Origin of the sequence: Cellulomonas rhizosphaerae (genome assembly GCF_003470205.1) — a bacterium.
Lineage (GTDB): Bacteria > Actinomycetota > Actinomycetes > Actinomycetales > Cellulomonadaceae > Cellulomonas > Cellulomonas rhizosphaerae.
On the sequence record NZ_QWKP01000160.1, the window covers coordinates 1 to 18308 of the forward strand.

The window sequence follows — 18308 nt, forward strand, 5'->3', positions numbered from 1 at the left end:
GTCGCCGACCGCGGCACGCAGCAGCCGCTCGTCGACCCGCCGCCCCGCGACCGACGCGACGCGCACGAGCTGCTGCACCTCCGGGTCGAGCCCTTCGAGGCGCGCGCGGAGCACCTCGGCGAGCGACCACGGCAGCTCGTCGGCGTCCGTGCCTGCCTCGAGCAGCTCCTGCGCGAAGTAGGCGTTCCCCTCGGACCGGTCGACGACGCGGCGCAGCGACTGCTCGGGCACGGACGCGCCCGTGACGGCGACGGTGAACTCGCGCAGCTCGTCGGGCGTGAACGGCCGCAGGTCGAGCCGCTGCACACGCGGGTGCCGGGCGAGCTCGGCGGCGACCGGGCGCCACGGGTGCCGGCGGTGCAGGTCGTCCGTGCGGTAGCTCGCGACGAGCAGGAGGTGCTGGTCGCGCAGCCGGGAGACGAGGAAGCGCAGCACGTCGCGGCTCGAGGAGTCCGCCCAGTGCACGTCCTCGACCACGAGCAGCAGCGGGTGCCCGGCGGTCCCCACGGCGCCCAGGACCTCGACGAGCCCCTCGAACAGCTGCAACCGGTTCGCGGAGCCGTCGGCCGCGGCGGGCTGGCCCGGCATCAGCCGCGCGAGCGCGGGCCGGGCGGCGACGATCTCGTCGACAACGCCTGGTGCGAGCGCGTGCAGCTGCGCGAGCGTCTCCGCGAACGGCAGGTACGGCAGGCCCACGTCGCCGAGGTCCACGCAGTGCGTGACGACGACGTGAGCGCCCGCAGCCGTGGCCTGGGCCGCGACGTGCTGAACCAGCCGCGTCTTGCCCACCCCGGCGTCGGCCGCGAGCAGCACGGCACCGGCCATGCCGCTGCCCGCCCGGTCGAGGGTCTCGTCGAGCAGGGCCACCTCGTCCGCGCGGGCGACGAAAGGTGCGTTCATCGGGCCACGTGCCATGCCCCCGATCCTCGCAGCAGCCACCGACGCGCGGCAGCCGCCGAGGCGTGCCGGTGCCCGTCGGGGTGCTTGGCCTGACGGCGGGCGCCCCTGCGCGCTCGCGTGTCGGCCAGGTCGGCGCGCAGCACCTCGCGTCGGTAGGCCAGCTCGGCGTCGAGCCCGGGTCCCCAGATCTCGCTCATCACTGTCTCCTCTGCTGTGCGGGGGTGGGTCCCCCGGCGTCGATGACGACTTTTCCTCTGAGGTGACGCCCCGCGGATCCGTCGATCGACGGGTTGTGGCGGCCGATCCGGTCTGAGGTGGTCTGAGGTGCCTCAGACCACCTCGCGTCGAGCGTGTCGGGGCTCCCACCCGGCGGAACGCGGGTACGTCGGGCACCCTGGTCAGGTGGGCGACGTCAGAGATCTGCGCAGCGCGCCGAGCGTGCGCCGCGCCGAGCAGGAGGCGGCCCGGTTCGACGAGGAGCTCGTCGTGACCGCCGAGCCACGCGCGCCCCGGGCCGTCCGGCACTGGGTGATGCGCACCATCGCTGCCCTCGGCGTCACGGGCGCGGCCAACCAGGTCGTCGAGCTGCTCACCGCCGAGCTCGTCTCGAATGCCGTGGTGCACGGTCCGACGGGCGGGCAGGTGCGGGTGAGACTGCGGGTCGCCGGGCCCTACGTGCGGGTCGAGGTCATCGACACCGGCCACGGCGCCCCCACGGTGCGGCACCCCGAGCCGACCGCCCCCAGCGGGCGTGGACTGGCCCTCGTCGAGGCCCTCGCGGAGTCCTGGGGCACCCGCCCACGTGACGGCGGGACGTCCGTGTGGTTCCAGGTGGACACCGACGCCTGACCGCTCTGGCCTGGACATTCGGCCCGATTCGCGTAGTTTCGGCTCGGGACGTGGCGTGAGCTGAGGAGTGGATCGGGATGGACGACGACGAGCAGGGCGTGGCGACGAAGACGCGCGACCCCGAGATCAGCGCCGAGGTGCGCGAGGACGGCACCGGGGAGATCTCGGTCGACGGGGTCGTCGAGCGGGTCGAGCGCGAGACCCTGCAGGAGGCCGGGGCGGCCATCACGAGCCGCATCGCCGAGCTCGCCGAGGGCCTCGGGCACCCGGTCCCCGTGCAGGTGCGGGACCCGGAGGGCGTCTGGTCGCTGCTGATCCACCCGGACGGATCGGTCGACGAGGCCCCGGGCGACACGGCTGCGACCGACAAGGCCGACGAGCCCGACGAGGCGCCCGCGGACGCGGCCCCGACCCCTGAGCAGCCCGCGAAGCCGGAGCCCGCCCCGGACCCGGTCGCCGAGTCCGGACCGCCGCCCGGCCTCATCGCGGCGTCGGCCCCGGCGCGCGACCGCTCGGCGGCGACCCTGCCGACCCTCGACGACCTGCTCGCGGCCCGGCACCCCGTGACGGCCGGACCCGCGGAGCGCGGCGTGCGCGTGGGCATCCGCCGGATCACCTTCGGCGCGATCTCGCCCGGGCCCGGCCGCAAGGAGCAGCGCCGCCGCGTGCAGCAGGCGGCCGTGCGCCGCGGCTTCGACGGCCCCAAGACGATCGTCGTCATCAACCCCAAGGGCGGCGCGCACAAGACGACCGCCACGATGATGCTGGCGGCCACGTTCGGCCTCGAGCGCGGCGGCTACACGCTCGCGTGGGACAACAACGAGACGCGCGGGACCCTCGGCTGGCGCTCGGCGCACACCGAGCACGCCCGCACCGCGGTGGACCTGCTGCACGCGCTGCCGAACCTGGGCGACGAGGGCACGGTGCGCGTCGGCGACCTCGACGCGTTCGTGCGCACGCAGTCCACGCAGCAGTTCGACGTGCTCGCCTCGGACGAGGACTCGGCCTCGGCCGCGTCGGTCGATGCCGCCTCGTTCACGTCGCTGCACACCGTGCTCTCGCGCTTCTACCGCGTGCTCGTCGTCGACACCGGCAACAACATGCGGGCCTCCAACTGGCAGGCCGCGGTCACGGCGGCCGACCAGATCGTCGTTGTCTCGACGATCCGCGAGGACACCGCGCAGTCCGCCGCGTGGGCGCTCGACGCGCTGCGCTCGACCGGCCACGAGGACGCCGTCCGCCGGGCCGTCACCGTGCTGTCCGAGCCCGACCGCAAGGTCGACAAGGACCTGCGCGGCCGGCTGCGCAGCCACTTCGGCGCCCTGACCCGGGCGATCGTGGAGGTCCCGCACGACGCGGCCCTCGTCGCCGGTGGACCCATCGACTTCGAGAGCCTGCGCCCCGACACCCGGGACGCCTGGCTGCGGGCGACTGCGGTCGTCGCGGACGGGCTCTAGGAACATCCCGCTCGCCTCGTGCAAGATCGGCCCCCGTCGTGACACAAAGCAGGTAGGGCGACGACTGTCGCCCGATCTGAGCAAGGGGGCGCAGTGGGCGTGCAGACGGACGAGCCGGCGGTGGCGGTGAGCGAGCAGGAGGCCGCGCCGAGCCGCGAGGCGCCGTGGTTCGAGCAGCTGGTGCGCGAGCACGCGACGCCCGTGCACCGCTACCTCGCGCGCCGCGTCCCGGCCGACGACGTCGAGGACCTCAGCGCTGACGTCCTGACGATCGCGTGGCGCCGCCGCGATGAGGTCCCCGCGGGCGCCGAGCTGCCGTGGCTCTACCGGACCGCCGGGTTCGTCGTCGCGAACCACCGCCGCAAGTCCCGGCCGATCCCGGTGGGCGAGGTCCCGGAGCACCCGGACGACGACGACCCCGCCCTGCTCGCCGTCCGCGACGACGTGGCGCGCCGCGCGCTCGCGGCCCTGAGCGCGAGGGACCGGCAGATCATCCTGCTGCACGCCTGGGAGGGCCTGACGGGCGAGGGGCTCGCCGAGGTGCTCGGGATCGGCCGCGGCGGGGCCGACGCGGCCCTGAGCCGCGCGCGCTCGCGGCTGGCCGCCGCCTGGGCGGAGCAGGACCCGGCGTAGTGCAAGGTCGTCGGGGCTGACGACATAGACGGGGTGGAAGCAGTTCCCGCCTCACCACCCGGAGCGCATCGTGACCACGCCCGAGCAGGACCAGCCCGACGCCCAGCGCGCGGTCGACGCCGTGCGCGCGGCCGACCCCGCGGCCACCGCCACCCCCGACCTCGGCCGCCTGCACGCCGCGCTCGCCGACTCCACGGGCGTGCAGCTCACAGCCGACGAGCTCGCCGTGCGCCGCGCCCGTCGGACCCCGCGCTGGATCCAGGTCGCCGCGGCGGTCGCCGGTGTGGCTGTCGTCGGCGGCGGGAGCTACGCGCTCGGCACGCAGCACGACGGCACGGAGCAGGTGGCCAGCGACGGCTCGTCGGCCGCGGCCCCGATCTCGCTCGGCGAGGGCACCGCGGCCGACGCGGCCGGCGCCGTGCCGCAGGCCGGCGCCGAGATCGGCCGCTCGTCGGGCGCCTCGGCCGGCGACAAGGTGGGCGCGAGCTCGCTGCCGTTCTACGGCGGCTACGGCCACACGACCTTCACGGCCACGGGACTGTCGACGGCCGGCCGCTCGTTCGACGCGTGGGCTTACGACGCCGCGTCGGTCTACTCGGCCGACACCGCTGCGCGCCTCGCCGAGGCCCTCGGCGTCTCGGGCAAGCCGAAGCAGGACTGGGGCTGGACCGTCGGCCCCAACGACGGCACCGGCGCCACCGTCACGCTCAGCCCCGACGGCATGGCGTCCATGAGCTACTACGACCCGGCCAAGGACCCGTGGGCGTGCGGTGTGAAGTCCGCGCCCGACTCGGTCTCGGGCACCGACGACGCCTCGGTCGGCAGCGACGAGAAGGCCCCGGAGTGCGACGCCAAGGACGCACCCTCGGGCAGGGCCGCGATCGCCGCCGCCAAGGACGTGCTCGCCTCGCTCGGCGTCGACACGGGCACGCTCGAGCTCGAGACGCAGGAGACGGGCGACGACAAGTCCGCGAGCGTCGTCGGCTACACGGTCGTCGACGGGCAGCGCACTGACGCGACCTGGTACGTCACGGTCGTCGCGGAGGGCATCTCCTCGGTCAACGGGCCGGTCGCGCCGCTCGTCGCGCTCGGCAGCTACGACGTGGTCAGCCCTGCGCAGGGCGTCGAGCGCCTCGGCGACCCGCGGTTCGGCTCGTCGGGCGGGGGCGTCGTGCCGTTCGCGGCGCGCGGTGGCGTGACCTATGCCGAGTCCGACGACGCGGTCATCTCCGCCCCGTCCGAGCAGCCGACCGCGCCGGCCGTCCCGAAGACGGCCGAGCCGGGCAGCGCGATCGAGTGGCCCGTCACGAAGGTGACGATCGACGAGGCCCGCCTCGGCCTCGCGACGCACACCGCGGCTGACGGCGCGACACTGCTCGTGCCGACCTACGAGCTGACCGGCACCGACGGCTCGGTGTGGTCCGTCATCGCGGTCGTCGACCAGCAGCTGGACTTCGCCGGCTGATCCAGTCTCGAGCAGGACCGGCAGGCGCGGAGGGGCGCCCGCCGGTCCTCCTCGTACGTCCGGGTGGTTGCGGCCCGGCCAGCAACGAGACCGATACGTCGGCACGAGACCGGCACTTGGAAGTGCCGATCTCGTCCCGAACTGTCGGTCTCGACGGCAGGGCGTCTCGGGTGCACCGGCCGCCGTCGCCGCTCACCGAGCCGTGCGGGCGTCGCGCGCTTACCGTGGCCAGATGGTGTCCGGGCTGATCGTCGTCGTCGCAGGGCTCGTGCTGTGCTTCGGCGGGATCGCGTCGATCAACCTCGCGCTGCTGCTGTCCGGGTTCGGCGGCGCGTACCTGCTCGCGGAGGCGTTCGGCGCGACCGACTGGGACGCGATCTGGGTGGCCGTCGGCGCGGCGGTCATCATCTGGCTCGTCGCCGCGTACGTCTTCCGCCTCGCCCCGTTCGTCATCGGTGCCGTGACCGGTGCCGTCATCGGAGCGAAGCTGTGGTCCGCGCTCGGCAACGGCGACTCGAACGTGATCCTCGCGGTGGTCCTCGTGGCCGCGGTCGCGACGTCAGCCGCGCTGCTCGCCGACCGCTACGGGCGGCGGGTCGTCCTGTGGGTCACCCCGTTGGGCGGCGCGAGCGTCGCGATGACGGGGATCGCGGTGCTGTGGCCCGAGCAGATGGGCGCGCTCGACCACCCCGAGCACGGGTGGCAGCAGACGCTGATGTTCGTCGTCTGGATCGCGCTGGCCGCGTCCGGTTGGTACGTGCAGCGACGCGTGTTCGGGAGGCGCCTGGTGAACAGCCCGGCGACGAGGGTGCCAGGAGCGCCCCGCAAGCCCCCGGCCGCGCAGCCTGCACCGGAAGGTCCTGGACTGACAGACTCGTCGCCATGACTGCGCCGACCGGACGCCTGCTCCTGCTCGACACCGCCTCGCTGTACTTCCGCGCCTACTTCGGCGTCCCCGACTCGGTGAAGGCGCCGGACGGGACGCCGGTCAACGCGGTGCGCGGGCTGCTCGACATGATCGCCCGCCTGGTCGCCGACCACCGGCCCACGCGCCTGGTCGCGTGCTGGGACGACGACTGGCGCCCCGCGTTCCGGGTGGAGGCCATCCCCTCCTACAAGGCGCACCGCGTGGCCGAGGAGCGGACCGGGGGAGACGTCGAGGAGATCCCCGACACCCTCGCCCCGCAGGTCCCGGTCATCGCCGAGGTGCTCGCGGCCTTCGGCATCGCGCGGATCGGCGCGCCGGGGTACGAGGCCGACGACGTCATCGGCACGCTCGTGGCGCGCGAGCGCGACAAGTCCGCAGGGGAGCGGGACGCGATCGACGTCATCACGGGCGACCGGGACCTGTTCCAGCTCGTCGACGACGAGGCGCACGTGCGCGTGCTGTACACGGTGCGCGGCATCAAGGACCTCGAGGTCGTCGACCAGGCCCGCCTCGCGGAGCGCTACTCGGTGACCACCGGGCAGGGCTACGCCGACATGGCCGTGCTGCGCGGGGACCCGAGCGACGGGCTGCCGGGCGTGCCCGGGATCGGGGAGAAGACCGCGGCGGCGCTCGTGCACCGGTACGGCTCGCTCGAGGGGATCCTCGCCGCGCGCGACGCGGGCGACAAGGGTCTGACGGCGACGCAGCTGCGCCGGCTCACCGAGTCGGCGGACTACCTCCGGGTCGCGCCGGGCGTCGTGCAGGTGGCGCCGGACGCACCCGTCGCGAAGGTCGACGACCGGCTGCCCGCGACGCCCGTCGACCCCGACGCGCTCGTCGCGCTCGCGGAGCGGTGGGGGCTGTCGTCGAGCGTCAAGCGCGTCGTGGACGTGCTGGCGCGCTGACCTTCTCTCAGGCGGCGGGTGCGGTCCAGAGGCCGGACGGCGTCTGCGTCCACCCGTCGTCGGCGCTCGGTGCCTCGCCGCCCTCGGTGACGAGGGCGACGCCCGGGCCGTCGACGTCGGGTCGCAGCACGATCACCGCGCCGGTCTTCGGCGTCACGCAGGACGTGGACGACAGGTCGCCCTCCGGGACGGCGAGCAGGCACAGCCGGTCGCCCGCCCCGGTGGCGACGTAGATCGCGCCGAGGTCGGAGCTCGCGACGAAGCGGGTGCTCGCGGCCCGGATGCCGGTGCCGTCGAGGCTCGAGGACTCGACCTGGTCCGCGGCGGTCTGGGCCTCGGCGAGGGCCGGGGCGAGGACGGCGGGGGCGACGACGATCGCGGTCGGGGTCGTGTCACGACTGAGGGCCAGCCAGGCGAGCCCGCCGCCGACGAGCAGCACGGCGAGGGTCAGCACCACCGCGGTGATCCAGCCGGCGCGGCGTCGCGTGGGCTGCTCCTGCGGCTCGAAGTCACCGAACGCCTCGGCGAGGTCTAGGTCCTCGAACGTCGTCATACGAGGAAGTATCGGACGTCCGGGTGGGTGACCTTGAGTCATTCGGTCCCACAGGCCGCCGGGCGTGTCGGCCGAACGGGTGAGCGGACGGCAGAATGACCGCGTGATCACGGTCAGCACGGACGGCTCCTGCCTGCGCAATCCCGGCGGGGCGATCGGTTGGGCGTGGGCCAACCACGACGGCACGCACGGCAGCGGCGCGGTCGCGGCGGGCACCAACCAGATCGCCGAGCTCATGGCCGTGCTCGAGGCGATCACCGCTCACCCCGGCGACGAGCCGCTGTGCATCGAGGCCGACTCGCAGTACGCGATCAAGTGCGCCTCGCTGTGGGTGCACAGCTGGCGGCGCAAGGGCTGGCGGACCGCCAGCGGGAGCCCGGTGCAGAACCTCGAGCTCGTGCAGGGCATCGAGCGCGCGATCGCGGCCCGGCCCGGGCCGGTCACGTTCGTCTGGGTCCGCGGGCACCAGGGGGACCGGTTCAACGAGCGGGCCGACGAGCTCGCCGGCATCGCCGCGCGCGCGATGCGCGACGGCACCTACGTCCCGGTCCCGGTCGCGCCGCTGGCGCCCCCGGTCGACGTCCTGTTCTGACTCAGCCCCAGCCGTCGACGTCCTGCGGAGGCCGGCGTAGCTGCCGGACGGTCTCGTCGACGACCGCGTGCACGTGCGTCGTGAACCACCCCTCGACGACCACGCCCCAGTGCTCCTCGACCGACGCGATCGGGAACACCACGAGCGGGTCACCGGCACGTGAGAGGGCGAGCGCCATCGCGTCGTCCTCCCGGTAGGAGACCCAGTCCATGCCCGGGACGTCGCGCACGACGAGGTCGCCCAGCGCGACGCCGAACGCGTGGATGAGCGGGCTCGGGTCGGGTCGCTCGTCGGACTCGAGCCAGGTGCCGTGCACCCGGTCGAACAGGTCGCCCACGGTCCACTCGTCGACGTCCCCGTCGCACAGCTCCAGGACCAGCTCGCGGTGCTGGGCGGCCCACACCTGCTCGGCGGGGTTCAGCGCGGTGGTCCGGCCGGTCCGCTCGTCGTCCCCGGGCGTGTGGGGAGACGGGAGCAGGTCCATGACCTGGGCATCGACCCTCGCCGCGGCGTGCTTGACCGACGCGGGCGGGATTCCCCCGTTCGGCCCGGTTTGAGTACCCCGAACGCCCGCAGACGCGCCGAGGGCCGCGCCGACCGGGTGGTCGACGCGGCCCTCGGGGCACTCAGATCACTTCAGCTTGATCTTGTGGTCCGCGGTCGCCGAGGAGTAGCTGGCGCTCCCCTTGTACGTGACCGAGACGGTCGTCGCCTTCGTGACCTTCGGAAGACGGACGGTGACCTTGCCGCTGCTGAGCGTCGCGGTGACCGACTTGGAGCCGACCTTCACGACGACCTTGCCGGTCGGCGCCGGGGCGCCGGAGGAGCCCTTGACGCTGACCGTCAGCTTCGGCGTGCTGTTCTTCTTGACGGTCCACGACGAGGTGGACAGCGCCACCGACGGCTTCGCCTTGGCGACCGTCAGTGTGGCGGTGCCCTTCGACGTCGCCACCCCCGCGTTGCCGAGGTAGACCGCGGTCAGCGTGTGCTTGCCGACCGAGAGCGACTTCGGCAGCGTGACCGTCGCCTTGCCGACCTTGCCGCTGACGGCGAGGTTCGCCGAGGCGAGGACCTTGGCGCCCTCGCGGAACTCGACCTTGCCGGTGGGTGCGGCGGCGGCCCCGGTCACCGTGGCGGTGGCCTTGGCTGCGGTGCCGAACTTCACGGAGGTCGGGCTGATCGCGAGCTTGGTGGACGAGGACGTCTTGACGTCGACGACCTGAGCCCGCGTGGTCGGGTCGGAGTTCTGCGGCGTCAGGACGAGCAGCTTGCCCGACGTCACTCCGGCGGCCTTGACCACCGGGATCGACGTTGCCGCCGTCCCGTCGGTCCATGTGCTGGTGAAGTCATCCGTGGCAAACCAGAACGGCGGAGCGAACGGGTCCACAGTGAACGGGGCGACCTCGTCGACCACGCCGTCGTCGTTCGCGGCGTATCCGGAGTAGGTCCACACCGAGATCGCCGGCTTGTCGCCGGACTTGATCCCGACGTCAGCGAGGTTGATCGGAGCGACCAGGACGCTGTTGTCATACACGCCGGTGTCGACGCTGCCGTCCTCGTTGTTGACGAACTCCAGGCCGACCAGCTGGTTGGCCGGGTTGGCAATCCGCAGGTCGTACGTCTCGACCGTGGTGAGGTCGCTATCGGCGTCCCACTTGCTGACGATCGTCTGCAGGTCGGGCTTGTTGTCCTTATTGAGGTCAATGTCGATCACCGGCGTAACGACCCGGCCGAGCGACGCCCAATTTCCGTCGAAAGCGATCCCCACCTGAAGCTGGTTGAATCTCGCCGCAGGGATATTGGTCGGGTCGTTGATTGCTGCCACGTAGGGCACTGTCGACGACCACCCGACGTAGCGGATGTCGCCCGATGCGACCGCCGACTTCGAGGTCTCCAGCGTCGCTGCAGCAGGCAGCTTGGGGCTGGTTGCCGCGAGGATGAGCGGTGCACTGATCGAGTCGAAGCCACCGGTCGTGATGCCTCGACCCGTGACAGGGATTGTCGAGGCGCCCGCGCCCGAGCTCGTGAACGTCGGAGACGCAGCCTTAAGTGCACTGACAAGCTTGGGCGCGGCCTGGACGGGGAGTCGCAGCTCCGGGCCGGTTGCAGGCTTGAGGACAAGGCGCCCCGCGACCTCGGTGACGAACTCACGTCCGTAGGTACTGACCTTCGTCGCAGACGTGGGATCGATCTGCTTCTTGAGGGTCTTGGGGTCGGCTGTCAGCGTCAAGGTGACGTCGACTGAACCGCCCTTGGGGACCGTGATCGTCGCGGGAGTCGCCTTTATCGTGGCTCCTCCTGCGGTGGTCGCGGTCGTCACGCTCGTCGCAAACGTCTTGGCGTTCGCGTTGTCGAAGTTCTTCACGGTGACGACCTGCTTCTGGACGACAGTCGTCGCCCCGACCGGGACGACACCGAACGTCACCGATGTGAGCGCAGGCTTGGCCTTGTTGTAGGCGATGACCTTCGACTGGACGGCGTCGAGTGCGTCGACTCGCCCCGAGCCGACTCGCTGGGGACCGAACACGTCACCGCCACCGTTCGGCTCGGTGGTGACGTCGTGCGTCGCCGTGTTCATGACAGCAGCCTTGACCTGCGCGCTGTTCCACGCGGGGTGGGCACGAACGACGAGGGCAGCAATGCCAGCCACATGCGGGGTAGCCATCGACGTGCCGGAGAGGACGTGTGAGCCGTCGCCCTCACCCGACGCTGCAGAGTTGATTCCCGACCCAGGTGCGGCGACGTCAGGCTTGATGACGCCGAGCGAACCGTGGACGCCCCGCGACGAGCTGCTGTTCAGAGTGTCGCCGTATCCGGTCACGCTGCTCTGTCGGGCGAGGCTCGGACCCACGGTGGCGACGACGGTGCCCACTGCGAGCTGGGCGTCGATCGTGGCAGTCGTGGACTTCGTCATCTGCACGCCGGGAATGTTCTCGTTCCCGTTGATCCCGCCCGTGAAGATGTCATTCTGCGACGGCAGGACGACACCAATCGCACCGGCCGCCTGGGCGTTGTTGAAACGAGCCTTCGAGCCGCACGCGACGGCTGCGTCGTCCCAAGCAAGGTAGGCGAGCTTCCCGGCCACCTGCCCGGCCTCGGCCGTGGTGAACGCCGTGCAGCCGTCGAAGAATGTGCCGCCAGCGTCTACCACCTTGGCGATCTCACCCGTCGCGTCGTCGGTCTTCGAGTAGAGCACCGAGTTCTGGGCCGCCAGCTTCTTGCCGTTCAGGTCGGCGTCAGGGGCAGTCACGACCTTGAGAGCGTCGACGACCGGCGAAGCGACCGAGTTGGCCACGGTCAGCGCACTGGCTGCGTTGCCCGGGCCGCCACCGATGTCGGTGACGTCGCCCGCGTTGCCGGAGGCGACTGCGACGACGGTGCCAAGCGCGCTCAGCTTGTCGATGACCAGGTTCTCGGGGTCGTCAACAACGGTGCCGTCACTGCCGAGCGAGAGGTTGACGACGTCGAGACGGTCAGAGAAGTCACCGTCGTTGTTCGGGTCGGCGGCACGATCGAGGGCGAGCGACGTCAGGTCGGTGGAGCCGCCGATGTCACCGAAAACCTTCAGGCCAAAGATCTGGGCCTCGGGCGCGGTTCCAGGCCCGATCTCCCAACCCGCGAGCGAGTCGAGGGTCGAGTAGTCGCCGCTGAAAGTCTTGCCGTCGGCGTCGACGCCGTAGCCGGCCGCGCTCCCAGAGACATGGGTTCCGTGGCCAGAGGTCCCGGACGTGGCGAGCGAGTCGATGGGATTTGCGTCGGGAACCGCGACGCTGGTGTGACCGGGCGTGGTCGAGTCAGGGTCGGCGTCGTAGAAGTGCCCCGCGAAGTCATAGCCCCCGATGAACTTGGTGTGATCGAACAGGCCGGGCAGGATCGTCGTGGCAGCGACCGCCTCGTCGTACGCGGCCTTGGTGCCCGGCCCGCCAAAGTCGGCGTGCGTGTAATCCACACCGGTGTCAACGATTCCGATGCGGACGCCGTAGCCCGTGTTGCCTGTCTCCTTCCAGGTGGCGAGCGCCTTCGTGAAGGCGTCGGAGTTCGCGTTCTCGATCGTCTTGCGCTGGACGCGGTAGATAGCCACGACGTCGGGGTTCGCGGCGAGCGCCCGGATCTGAGAGGCGTCACCGGTGACGAGGGTGGCCGACACAAGGTTGGTGAGGGTGCCGATCCGCTTCACCCCGGACGACTCGACGTTGGATCGCGTGAGTCGGGTTGGGACCACATCGGCCGCGATTGCCTGCGTCTCCTTCGCGGCCGCCTTGACATCTGCTTCATCGGTCCCAGGTGCCTTGGCGACTGTGACGCCAGAGGGGGCCTTGAGCTGGACGAACGCGGTGATGGTGCCCTTCGCGTCCGTCAGGCCGAGCAGCTTTGAACCGTCCCGCTCGACACGTTCACGCAACTGCGGGTCGACTCGCAGCGCTTTGGTCGGAGCGGGTACGTCCGGTGGTGGAGCCGCCGAGGCGGGACCGGCAACCATGGCCGTGCTCAACACCACCGCTGCGGCAGTGACGGACGCGAGGATCGGACGACGGGTCATGCGCACACCTCTGGGCTCTCGAACGAATCGGTGCGCCCACCGGTGAGACACAGGTGTGACCTGCTTCACCCATAGGCGCTAGGGGCACGTTACTTACCAGTACGGTCATACGGAAGACTTCGGACGTTTCGGTCTTGTTGCGACGTTGCAACGGAAGAGCGATGTCCGGTCCATCCTGCGTTCGTCCGACGGGGACCGCTCGACGAGCGGCATCGGCCCCCGAGGTGATTCAACGGGGGACGGCCTGCGCGCCCCACCCGTGGGTCCGCGCGACGACGTACACCGCGACACCCGCGCCGATGAGCACCACACCCAGCGCCGCCCACGGCCACGGGCTCCACATGTCGGTGCACTCCTGCCCGCCGCCGCTCAGCGCGTGGCAGTACTCGCCCGGGCCCTGCCGGTTGAGCCAGGCGACGTAGAACAGGGGCAGGGACCCACCCGCGATGACGCCGCTCGCGGCGTACGGCTCGCGCAGCCGGAAGAACAGCACGAGAGGGACGGTGCCGACGACGACGGCCGCGAGGAGCCCGGGCAGGACGAGCGTCAGGAGGCCGAGTGCGCCCACGGCACCGGCCAGCGCCCAGCCGACGAAAGCGAGGATCGAGTTGCGCCGAGCGACCATGACCAGCCCCTAGGTCCGGGCCGCATCTGTGCGTGCCCTGTGCGATCCACGCTAGAACTGCGGCCTGCCGAGCGACAGTGGCCGGGATGTGACTCACGCCACCCATCGACGTGCTTCGATGCGGGGATGAGCGCCAGCGTGCCCGACGAGTACGACGTGGTCGTTGTCGGGTCCGGCTTCGGTGGCTCGGTCGCGGCGCTGCGGCTCGTCGAGAAGGGCTACCGGGTCGCGGTCCTCGAGGCCGGCCGACGATTCACCGACCAGACCCTGCCGCGCACGAGCTGGGACGTGCGCCGGTTCCTGTGGGCGCCGCGCCTGGGCTGCCTCGGCATCCAGCGCATCCACGTGCTGCCGGATGCCCTTGTCCTCGCGGGGGCAGGCGTGGGCGGCGGCTCGCTCGTCTACGCCAACACCCTCTACCAGCCCACGGCCGACGCGTTCTGGGCCGACCCGCAGTGGGCCCGAATCACGGACTGGCGCACCGAGCTCGCGCCCTACTACGACCAGGCGCGGCGGATGCTCGGGGTCGTCGACAACCCGACCATAACGCCGGCCGACGAGGTGGTGCGCAAGGCCGCCGAGGACCTCGGGGTGGCGGCCTCGTTCCGGCTGGCTCCGGTCGGCGTGGTGTTCGGCAACGACGGTCGCGTCGAGCCCGGTGCCGACGTGCCCGACCCGTTCTTCGGCGGCGCCGGCCCGGACCGGCGCGGGTGCCTGCAGTGCGGCGAGTGCATGACCGGCTGCCGGCACGGTGCGAAGAACACGCTCCCGACGAACTACCTCTACCTGGCCGAGCGCGCGGGCGCCGTCGTCGTGCCCGAGACGACCGTCACGGCGCTGCGCCCGACGAGCGGCGGGTGGCTCGTCGAGACGGCCCGGACGGGGCGCTCGGCACACGGGGCGATCCGGGTCGGCCAGGTCGTCGTCGCGGCCGGGACGTGGGGGACGCAGGACCTGCTGCACCGGATGAAGGCGACGGGCGTGCTGCCCGCGTTGTCCGACCGGCTGGGGCACGCGACGCGCACCAACAGCGAGTCGCTCGGCGGCGCGGCCACGCGGTGGCGCGGGCACCGCGAACGGCCGGACATGACCCGCGGCGTCGCGATCACCTCCTCGGTGTGGCTCGACGAGCGCACCCACCTCGAGCCGGTCCGCTACGGGCGTGGGTCCAACCTCATGGGATTGCTCTCGACCGTGCTGACCGACGGCGGGCCGCGCGCGCCGCTGCGGTGGCTGCGCACCGTGGTGCGGCACCCCGGGCAGGTGGCCTCCCTGGTGCTCGGCATCGGGAGCTGGTCGAACCGGACCGTCATCGGGCTCGTCATGCAGTCGGGCGACTCGTCGATCGTCGTGCGGCCGCGGCGCACCTGGCGAGGCCGGACGCGGTTGACGTCGTCGCCGGGCGCGGGTGAGCCGAGCCCGCGGTGGATCCCGTTGGCGAACGAGGCCTACCGCCGGATGGCCGTGCACGTGGGTGGGTTCGCCGCGAGCAGCATCGGGCAGGTCGCGGACGTGCCGATGACGGCGCACTTCATCGGCGGCTGCGCGATCGGCGCCGACGCCTCGTCGGGCGTGGTCGACGCCTACCACCGCGTGCACGGCTACCCCGGCCTGCACGTCGTGGACGGGTCGACGATCTCCGCCAACCTGGGCGTGAACCCGTCGCTGACCATCACCGCGCAGGCGGAGCGGGCCTTCGCGCTGTGGCCCAACCGCGGCGAGCCGGACCCGAGGCCGCAGGCCGGGTACGAGCACGTGGACCCGGTGCCTCCGGTCCGGCCGGCGGTGCCGGTCGCCGCACCCGGGGCGCTGCGGTTGACGGTGCTGCGGAGCTGACGGTCAGACTGCGTCGACCGTGGCGCGGGGCTTCGGGCCCGGGCGGCCCTTCACGCGGCGCTGCTCGATGCCCTCGAGGCTCGTGGCGCGCCAGACGGCGCCGCCGTTGAGCCGGCCGTCGGGGCGCGGCAGCCACGGGACCCCGCGCGAGAGCCACACGCGGATGGTCGCGTTCTCGACGCCGAGCCGCCGGGCGAGCCGGGCGATGTCGTAGAGGTCGTCGAGCTGGTCGTCGTGCACGGGTCGAACTGTAGCCGCGCACAACTTCTCCAGATGTGTCACGCAGACGTGACGACCATCACGTCCACAACGTCCTGATCAGGCTATATGTCCGATTGGACGCCTGTCCGGCTCGCCTACGGTGTCACGGATGAGTGACGGAACCCGACCCGCCGAGCGGTTTGCAGTGCGCCTGACCAAGGGCGCACTCGTCGCCGTCCTCGCGGGTGGGCTGACCGCCACGGCCGCCGCCGCGAAGATGACGAGCGCCGAGCCGGTGGCCTCCGGTACGGGGTCGAGCGCCGTCACCGCCGCGCAGAGGACGGCCGACCCGGTCGCGGTCAAGGTCGCCGAGGCGCGCACCGCCGTCGTGGACGTCGCCGCGGACGCCGTGGCCGTCGCGCACACCGCGCAGTCGGTCGGCAAGGCGACGGACGTCGACGGCGACGACCTGAGCAAGCTCGCCAAGGCCGCGGACAAGCTCGAGGACCTCGTCGAGAAGGCGAAGTCGATCGAGGCACCCGCCCCGGTGTCCTCGAAGGACGACTCCACGGACGGCACCACCCCGCAGACCGAGCCGACGCCCACGGACGACGGCCTCACGACGAGCCCGAGCGCTGCCCCCAGCGCGCCGGCCGTCGACGGACCGCTGACCTCGGCGGCCGAGACCCCGGACATGCCCGCGACCGAGTCGGTGGACGCGGGCGCCGAGGCCGCGGAGATCGACGGGCTCGACGAGCTCGTCGTCCCGGAGGTCGCGGGACCCGAGGACACCACGACGGCCGAGCTGCGCGCCGCCGTCGCCAAGATCGTCACCCTGAGCACCGCGGTCGAGGACTCGGCGCAGGAGGCTGCCGAGGCGGCCGAGAAGAAGGCCGCCGCCGCGAAGGCTGCCGCCCAGCGCGCCGCGTGGAAGAAGTCGCTGCTCGGCTACGCCAACGGGCAGATCCCCTCGAGCGCCCTGTGCGACCTCTCGTTCGACACCAGCGCACAGCTGCGCTGCGACGCCGCCGAGGACATCGAGAAGCTCAACACCGCCTACCGCAAGGCGTTCGGCACGGACCTGTCGGTGACCGACTCCTACCGCTCGTACGCGGGCCAGGTCGCCTGCCGCATCACCAAGGGCTACCTGTGCGCGACGCCGGGAACGTCCAACCACGGCACGGGGATCGCGCTCGACCTGGGTGGCGGCATCCAGACGTTCGGCACCGTCCAGCACCAGTGGATGGTCGAACACGCCGCCGAGTACGGCTGGGTGCACCCGGGCTGGGCCGAGCCCGGCAGCAGCAAGCCTGAGGCGTGGCACTGGGAGTACACGGGCTGACGCCTCGCGCGTGTGGGCGGGTGCTCCTAGCGTGGGTCCGGGCGGTCGATCGGCCGTCCCACCCGTATGGAGGAGCCGGCATGCCCACGCGTTCTGCACACACCGCCTGGAAGGGCACCCTCGCCGACGGATCCGGCCAGACCGCGCTCACGAGCTCGGGTGTGGCCACGTTCGACGTCTCGTTCCCCAAGCGTGCGGCAGACGAGGCCGGCGGCGTGACGAGCCCCGAGGAGCTCATCGCCGCCGCGCACTCGTCCTGCTACGCCATGCAGCTGTCCGCCGTTCTCGCCGAGGCCGGCGGCACGCCCGTCTCGCTCGACGTCACGGCCGACGTGACGCTGCGCCCCGACCCCGCGGGCGGCTTCCGCATCTCGGGGATCGCGCTCAAGGTCAGCGGCGAGGTCGAGGGCCTCGACGCGGAAGGCTTCAAGGCCGCGGCGGAGAACGCCAAGGCCACGTGCCCGGTCAGCAAGGCGCTCACCGGGACGGACATCACCCTGGAGGTGTTGTGAGATGACCATCCTCAACCCGTACCTCGGGTTCCGGGAGGAGGCCCGGGCGGCGCTCGAGTTCTACCAGGGCGTCTTCGGCGGCGAGCTCACCATCAGCACGTTCGGGGAGTTCCACGCGAGCGAGGACCCGGCCGAGGCGGACAAGGTCATGCACGGCCAGGTTACGGCCCCGGGCGGCCTCGTCCTGATGGCGTCGGACACCCCGAACTCCATGGACTACACCCCGGGCAGCTCGCACTCGGTCTCGCTCAGCGGCGGACCCGCCGACCAGGCCGAGCTCACGGGCTTCTGGGAGGGCCTGTCCGACGGGGCGACGGTCACGATGCCGCTCGGCGTCGCGCCGTGGGGCGACACCTTCGGCATGCTCGTCGACAAGTTCGGCGTGAGCTGGTTGGTGAACATCACCTCGTCGTGAGGCCCGTCGTCCGAGGGCTCGCACAGCGGGCCTCGGCTTGATGTCCGACGACAATGCGGTTCGACGACGCGGACGGGCGGGTCACTGCGGAACCGCCCGTCCGCGGCGTCGCGCTCGCGATCAGCCTCGCGATCAGCAGAGCGGGGCGCGGCTCGAGCCGCCGCCGTCCTGCTTGGTGAGCTTGAGGTCGCACGCGTCGTAGCCGTTGGCCGCGAGGGTCGCGCGCACGTCGGCGAGCTGCGCGGCCGTGAGCGCCGGCGTGCGGCTCAGCACGAAGCCGCTGCTGCGGTTCGGGTCGCCGACGACCGCCCAGTCGTACTGCGCGCCCAGGCCGAGCACCTAGTAGTTGGGTCCGCCGAAGTACAGCCAGTGGCCGCCGAGCTTGACGAACGAGACCGTGAGCGAGCTGTTCGCCGGGGCGTTCTCCGAGCGGGCGTTGCCCTTGACCGTGCTGGTGGTCCCGAGCCAGGTCTTGCACTTGTTCGTCACCGAGATCGTGCCGTCGGCGTTGATCCCGTAGGTCGCGGTGACGTTCTTGGCGCACTGCGCCTCGTA

General features: G+C 72.1%; 18 protein-coding genes and 1 pseudogene. 11 read left to right on the top strand and 8 right to left on the bottom strand.

What is annotated here, in order from left to right:
• On the bottom strand, positions 1–900 hold a 900-nt coding region (locus D1825_RS06140; RefSeq protein WP_147356250.1), incomplete at its 3' end, for an ATP-binding protein.
• Entirely contained in the window at positions 897–1097 is a 201-nt protein-coding gene (locus D1825_RS06145; protein WP_118766565.1) for a hypothetical protein, read from the bottom strand. The genes D1825_RS06145 and D1825_RS06140, both read right to left, overlap by 4 nt.
• Positions 1098–1302: 205 nt before the next feature.
• On the opposite strand from D1825_RS06145, the gene D1825_RS06150 reads away from it, so the two are divergent.
• From D1825_RS06150 to D1825_RS06175, 6 genes are all read left to right on the top strand, one after another.
• Positions 1303–1749 carry an ATP-binding protein gene (locus D1825_RS06150; RefSeq protein WP_118766566.1) on the top strand — a complete coding sequence of 149 codons (447 nt, stop codon included), beginning with the start codon at positions 1303–1305 and terminating at the stop codon, positions 1747–1749.
• 77 nt (positions 1750–1826) lie between these two features.
• Positions 1827–3206, top strand: coding sequence for a chromosome partitioning protein (locus D1825_RS06155; protein ID WP_118766567.1), 1380 nt, complete (start codon positions 1827–1829; stop codon positions 3204–3206).
• A 93-nt stretch (positions 3207–3299) separates the two neighbouring features.
• Positions 3300–3839, top strand: a complete 540-nt coding sequence (locus tag D1825_RS06160) for an RNA polymerase sigma factor (RefSeq protein ID WP_199721516.1) — start codon at positions 3300–3302, stop codon at positions 3837–3839.
• Positions 3840–3909: 70 nt separating this feature from the next.
• Positions 3910–5304: a hypothetical protein gene (locus tag D1825_RS06165; RefSeq protein WP_118766568.1), complete on the top strand. Its 1395-nt coding sequence runs from the start codon at positions 3910–3912 to the stop codon at positions 5302–5304.
• A 232-nt stretch (positions 5305–5536) separates the two neighbouring features.
• Positions 5537–6190 (top strand): DUF4203 domain-containing protein, encoded by a 654-nt coding sequence (locus tag D1825_RS06170; protein WP_199721517.1) that lies wholly within the window; start codon positions 5537–5539, stop codon positions 6188–6190.
• Entirely contained in the window at positions 6187–7137 is a 951-nt protein-coding gene (locus tag D1825_RS06175) for a 5'-3' exonuclease (RefSeq protein ID WP_118766569.1), read from the top strand. Before D1825_RS06170 ends, D1825_RS06175 begins: the two co-directional genes overlap by 4 nt.
• Before the next feature lie 7 nt (positions 7138–7144).
• On the opposite strand, the gene D1825_RS06180 is transcribed toward D1825_RS06175, so the two are convergent.
• Positions 7145–7690, bottom strand: a complete 546-nt coding sequence (locus D1825_RS06180; protein WP_118766570.1) for a hypothetical protein — start codon at positions 7688–7690, stop codon at positions 7145–7147.
• Positions 7691–7793: 103 nt separating this feature from the next.
• Between D1825_RS06180 and D1825_RS06185 the strand changes: the two genes are divergently transcribed.
• Positions 7794–8282, top strand: a complete 489-nt coding sequence (locus D1825_RS06185) for a ribonuclease H family protein (RefSeq protein WP_118766571.1) — start codon at positions 7794–7796, stop codon at positions 8280–8282.
• A 1-nt stretch (position 8283) separates the two neighbouring features.
• Here D1825_RS06185 and D1825_RS06190 read toward each other — a convergent pair whose 3' ends face one another.
• The 3 genes from D1825_RS06190 to D1825_RS06200 all read right to left on the bottom strand — a co-directional run bounded on the left by D1825_RS06190 (position 8284) and on the right by D1825_RS06200 (position 13447).
• Positions 8284–8766, bottom strand: a complete 483-nt coding sequence (locus D1825_RS06190; RefSeq protein WP_118766572.1) for a DUF3806 domain-containing protein — start codon at positions 8764–8766, stop codon at positions 8284–8286.
• Positions 8767–8913: 147 nt separating this feature from the next.
• The gene (locus D1825_RS06195) at positions 8914–12459 is read right to left on the bottom strand and encodes a S8 family serine peptidase (protein WP_158580685.1); all 3546 of its coding nucleotides are present in this window, start codon (positions 12457–12459) and stop codon (positions 8914–8916) included.
• Between the two features lie 592 nt (positions 12460–13051).
• The gene (locus D1825_RS06200; protein ID WP_118766574.1) at positions 13052–13447 is read right to left on the bottom strand and encodes a hypothetical protein; all 396 of its coding nucleotides are present in this window, start codon (positions 13445–13447) and stop codon (positions 13052–13054) included.
• 126 nt (positions 13448–13573) lie between these two features.
• On the opposite strand from D1825_RS06200, the gene D1825_RS06205 reads away from it, so the two are divergent.
• Positions 13574–15283, top strand: a complete 1710-nt coding sequence (locus tag D1825_RS06205; RefSeq protein WP_118766575.1) for a GMC family oxidoreductase — start codon at positions 13574–13576, stop codon at positions 15281–15283.
• Between the two features lie 3 nt (positions 15284–15286).
• On the opposite strand, the gene D1825_RS06210 is transcribed toward D1825_RS06205, so the two are convergent.
• Complete coding sequence (locus D1825_RS06210) at positions 15287–15523, bottom strand: MerR family transcriptional regulator (RefSeq protein WP_118766576.1); 237 nt, start codon at positions 15521–15523, stop codon at positions 15287–15289.
• 130 nt (positions 15524–15653) lie between these two features.
• On the opposite strand from D1825_RS06210, the gene D1825_RS06215 reads away from it, so the two are divergent.
• The 3 genes from D1825_RS06215 to D1825_RS06225 all read left to right on the top strand — a co-directional run bounded on the left by D1825_RS06215 (position 15654) and on the right by D1825_RS06225 (position 17753).
• Complete coding sequence (locus D1825_RS06215; RefSeq protein WP_138067479.1) at positions 15654–16826, top strand: M15 family metallopeptidase; 1173 nt, start codon at positions 15654–15656, stop codon at positions 16824–16826.
• A gap of 80 nt (positions 16827–16906) precedes the next feature.
• The gene (locus D1825_RS06220) at positions 16907–17338 is read left to right on the top strand and encodes an OsmC family peroxiredoxin (RefSeq protein ID WP_118766578.1); all 432 of its coding nucleotides are present in this window, start codon (positions 16907–16909) and stop codon (positions 17336–17338) included.
• A 1-nt stretch (position 17339) separates the two neighbouring features.
• Positions 17340–17753: a VOC family protein gene (locus D1825_RS06225; RefSeq protein WP_118766579.1), complete on the top strand. Its 414-nt coding sequence runs from the start codon at positions 17340–17342 to the stop codon at positions 17751–17753.
• Between the two features lie 132 nt (positions 17754–17885).
• On the opposite strand, the pseudogene D1825_RS18545 reads toward D1825_RS06225, so the two are convergent.
• Positions 17886–18308 (bottom strand): annotated as a pseudogene (locus D1825_RS18545) (lipocalin family protein); the annotation flags it as partial.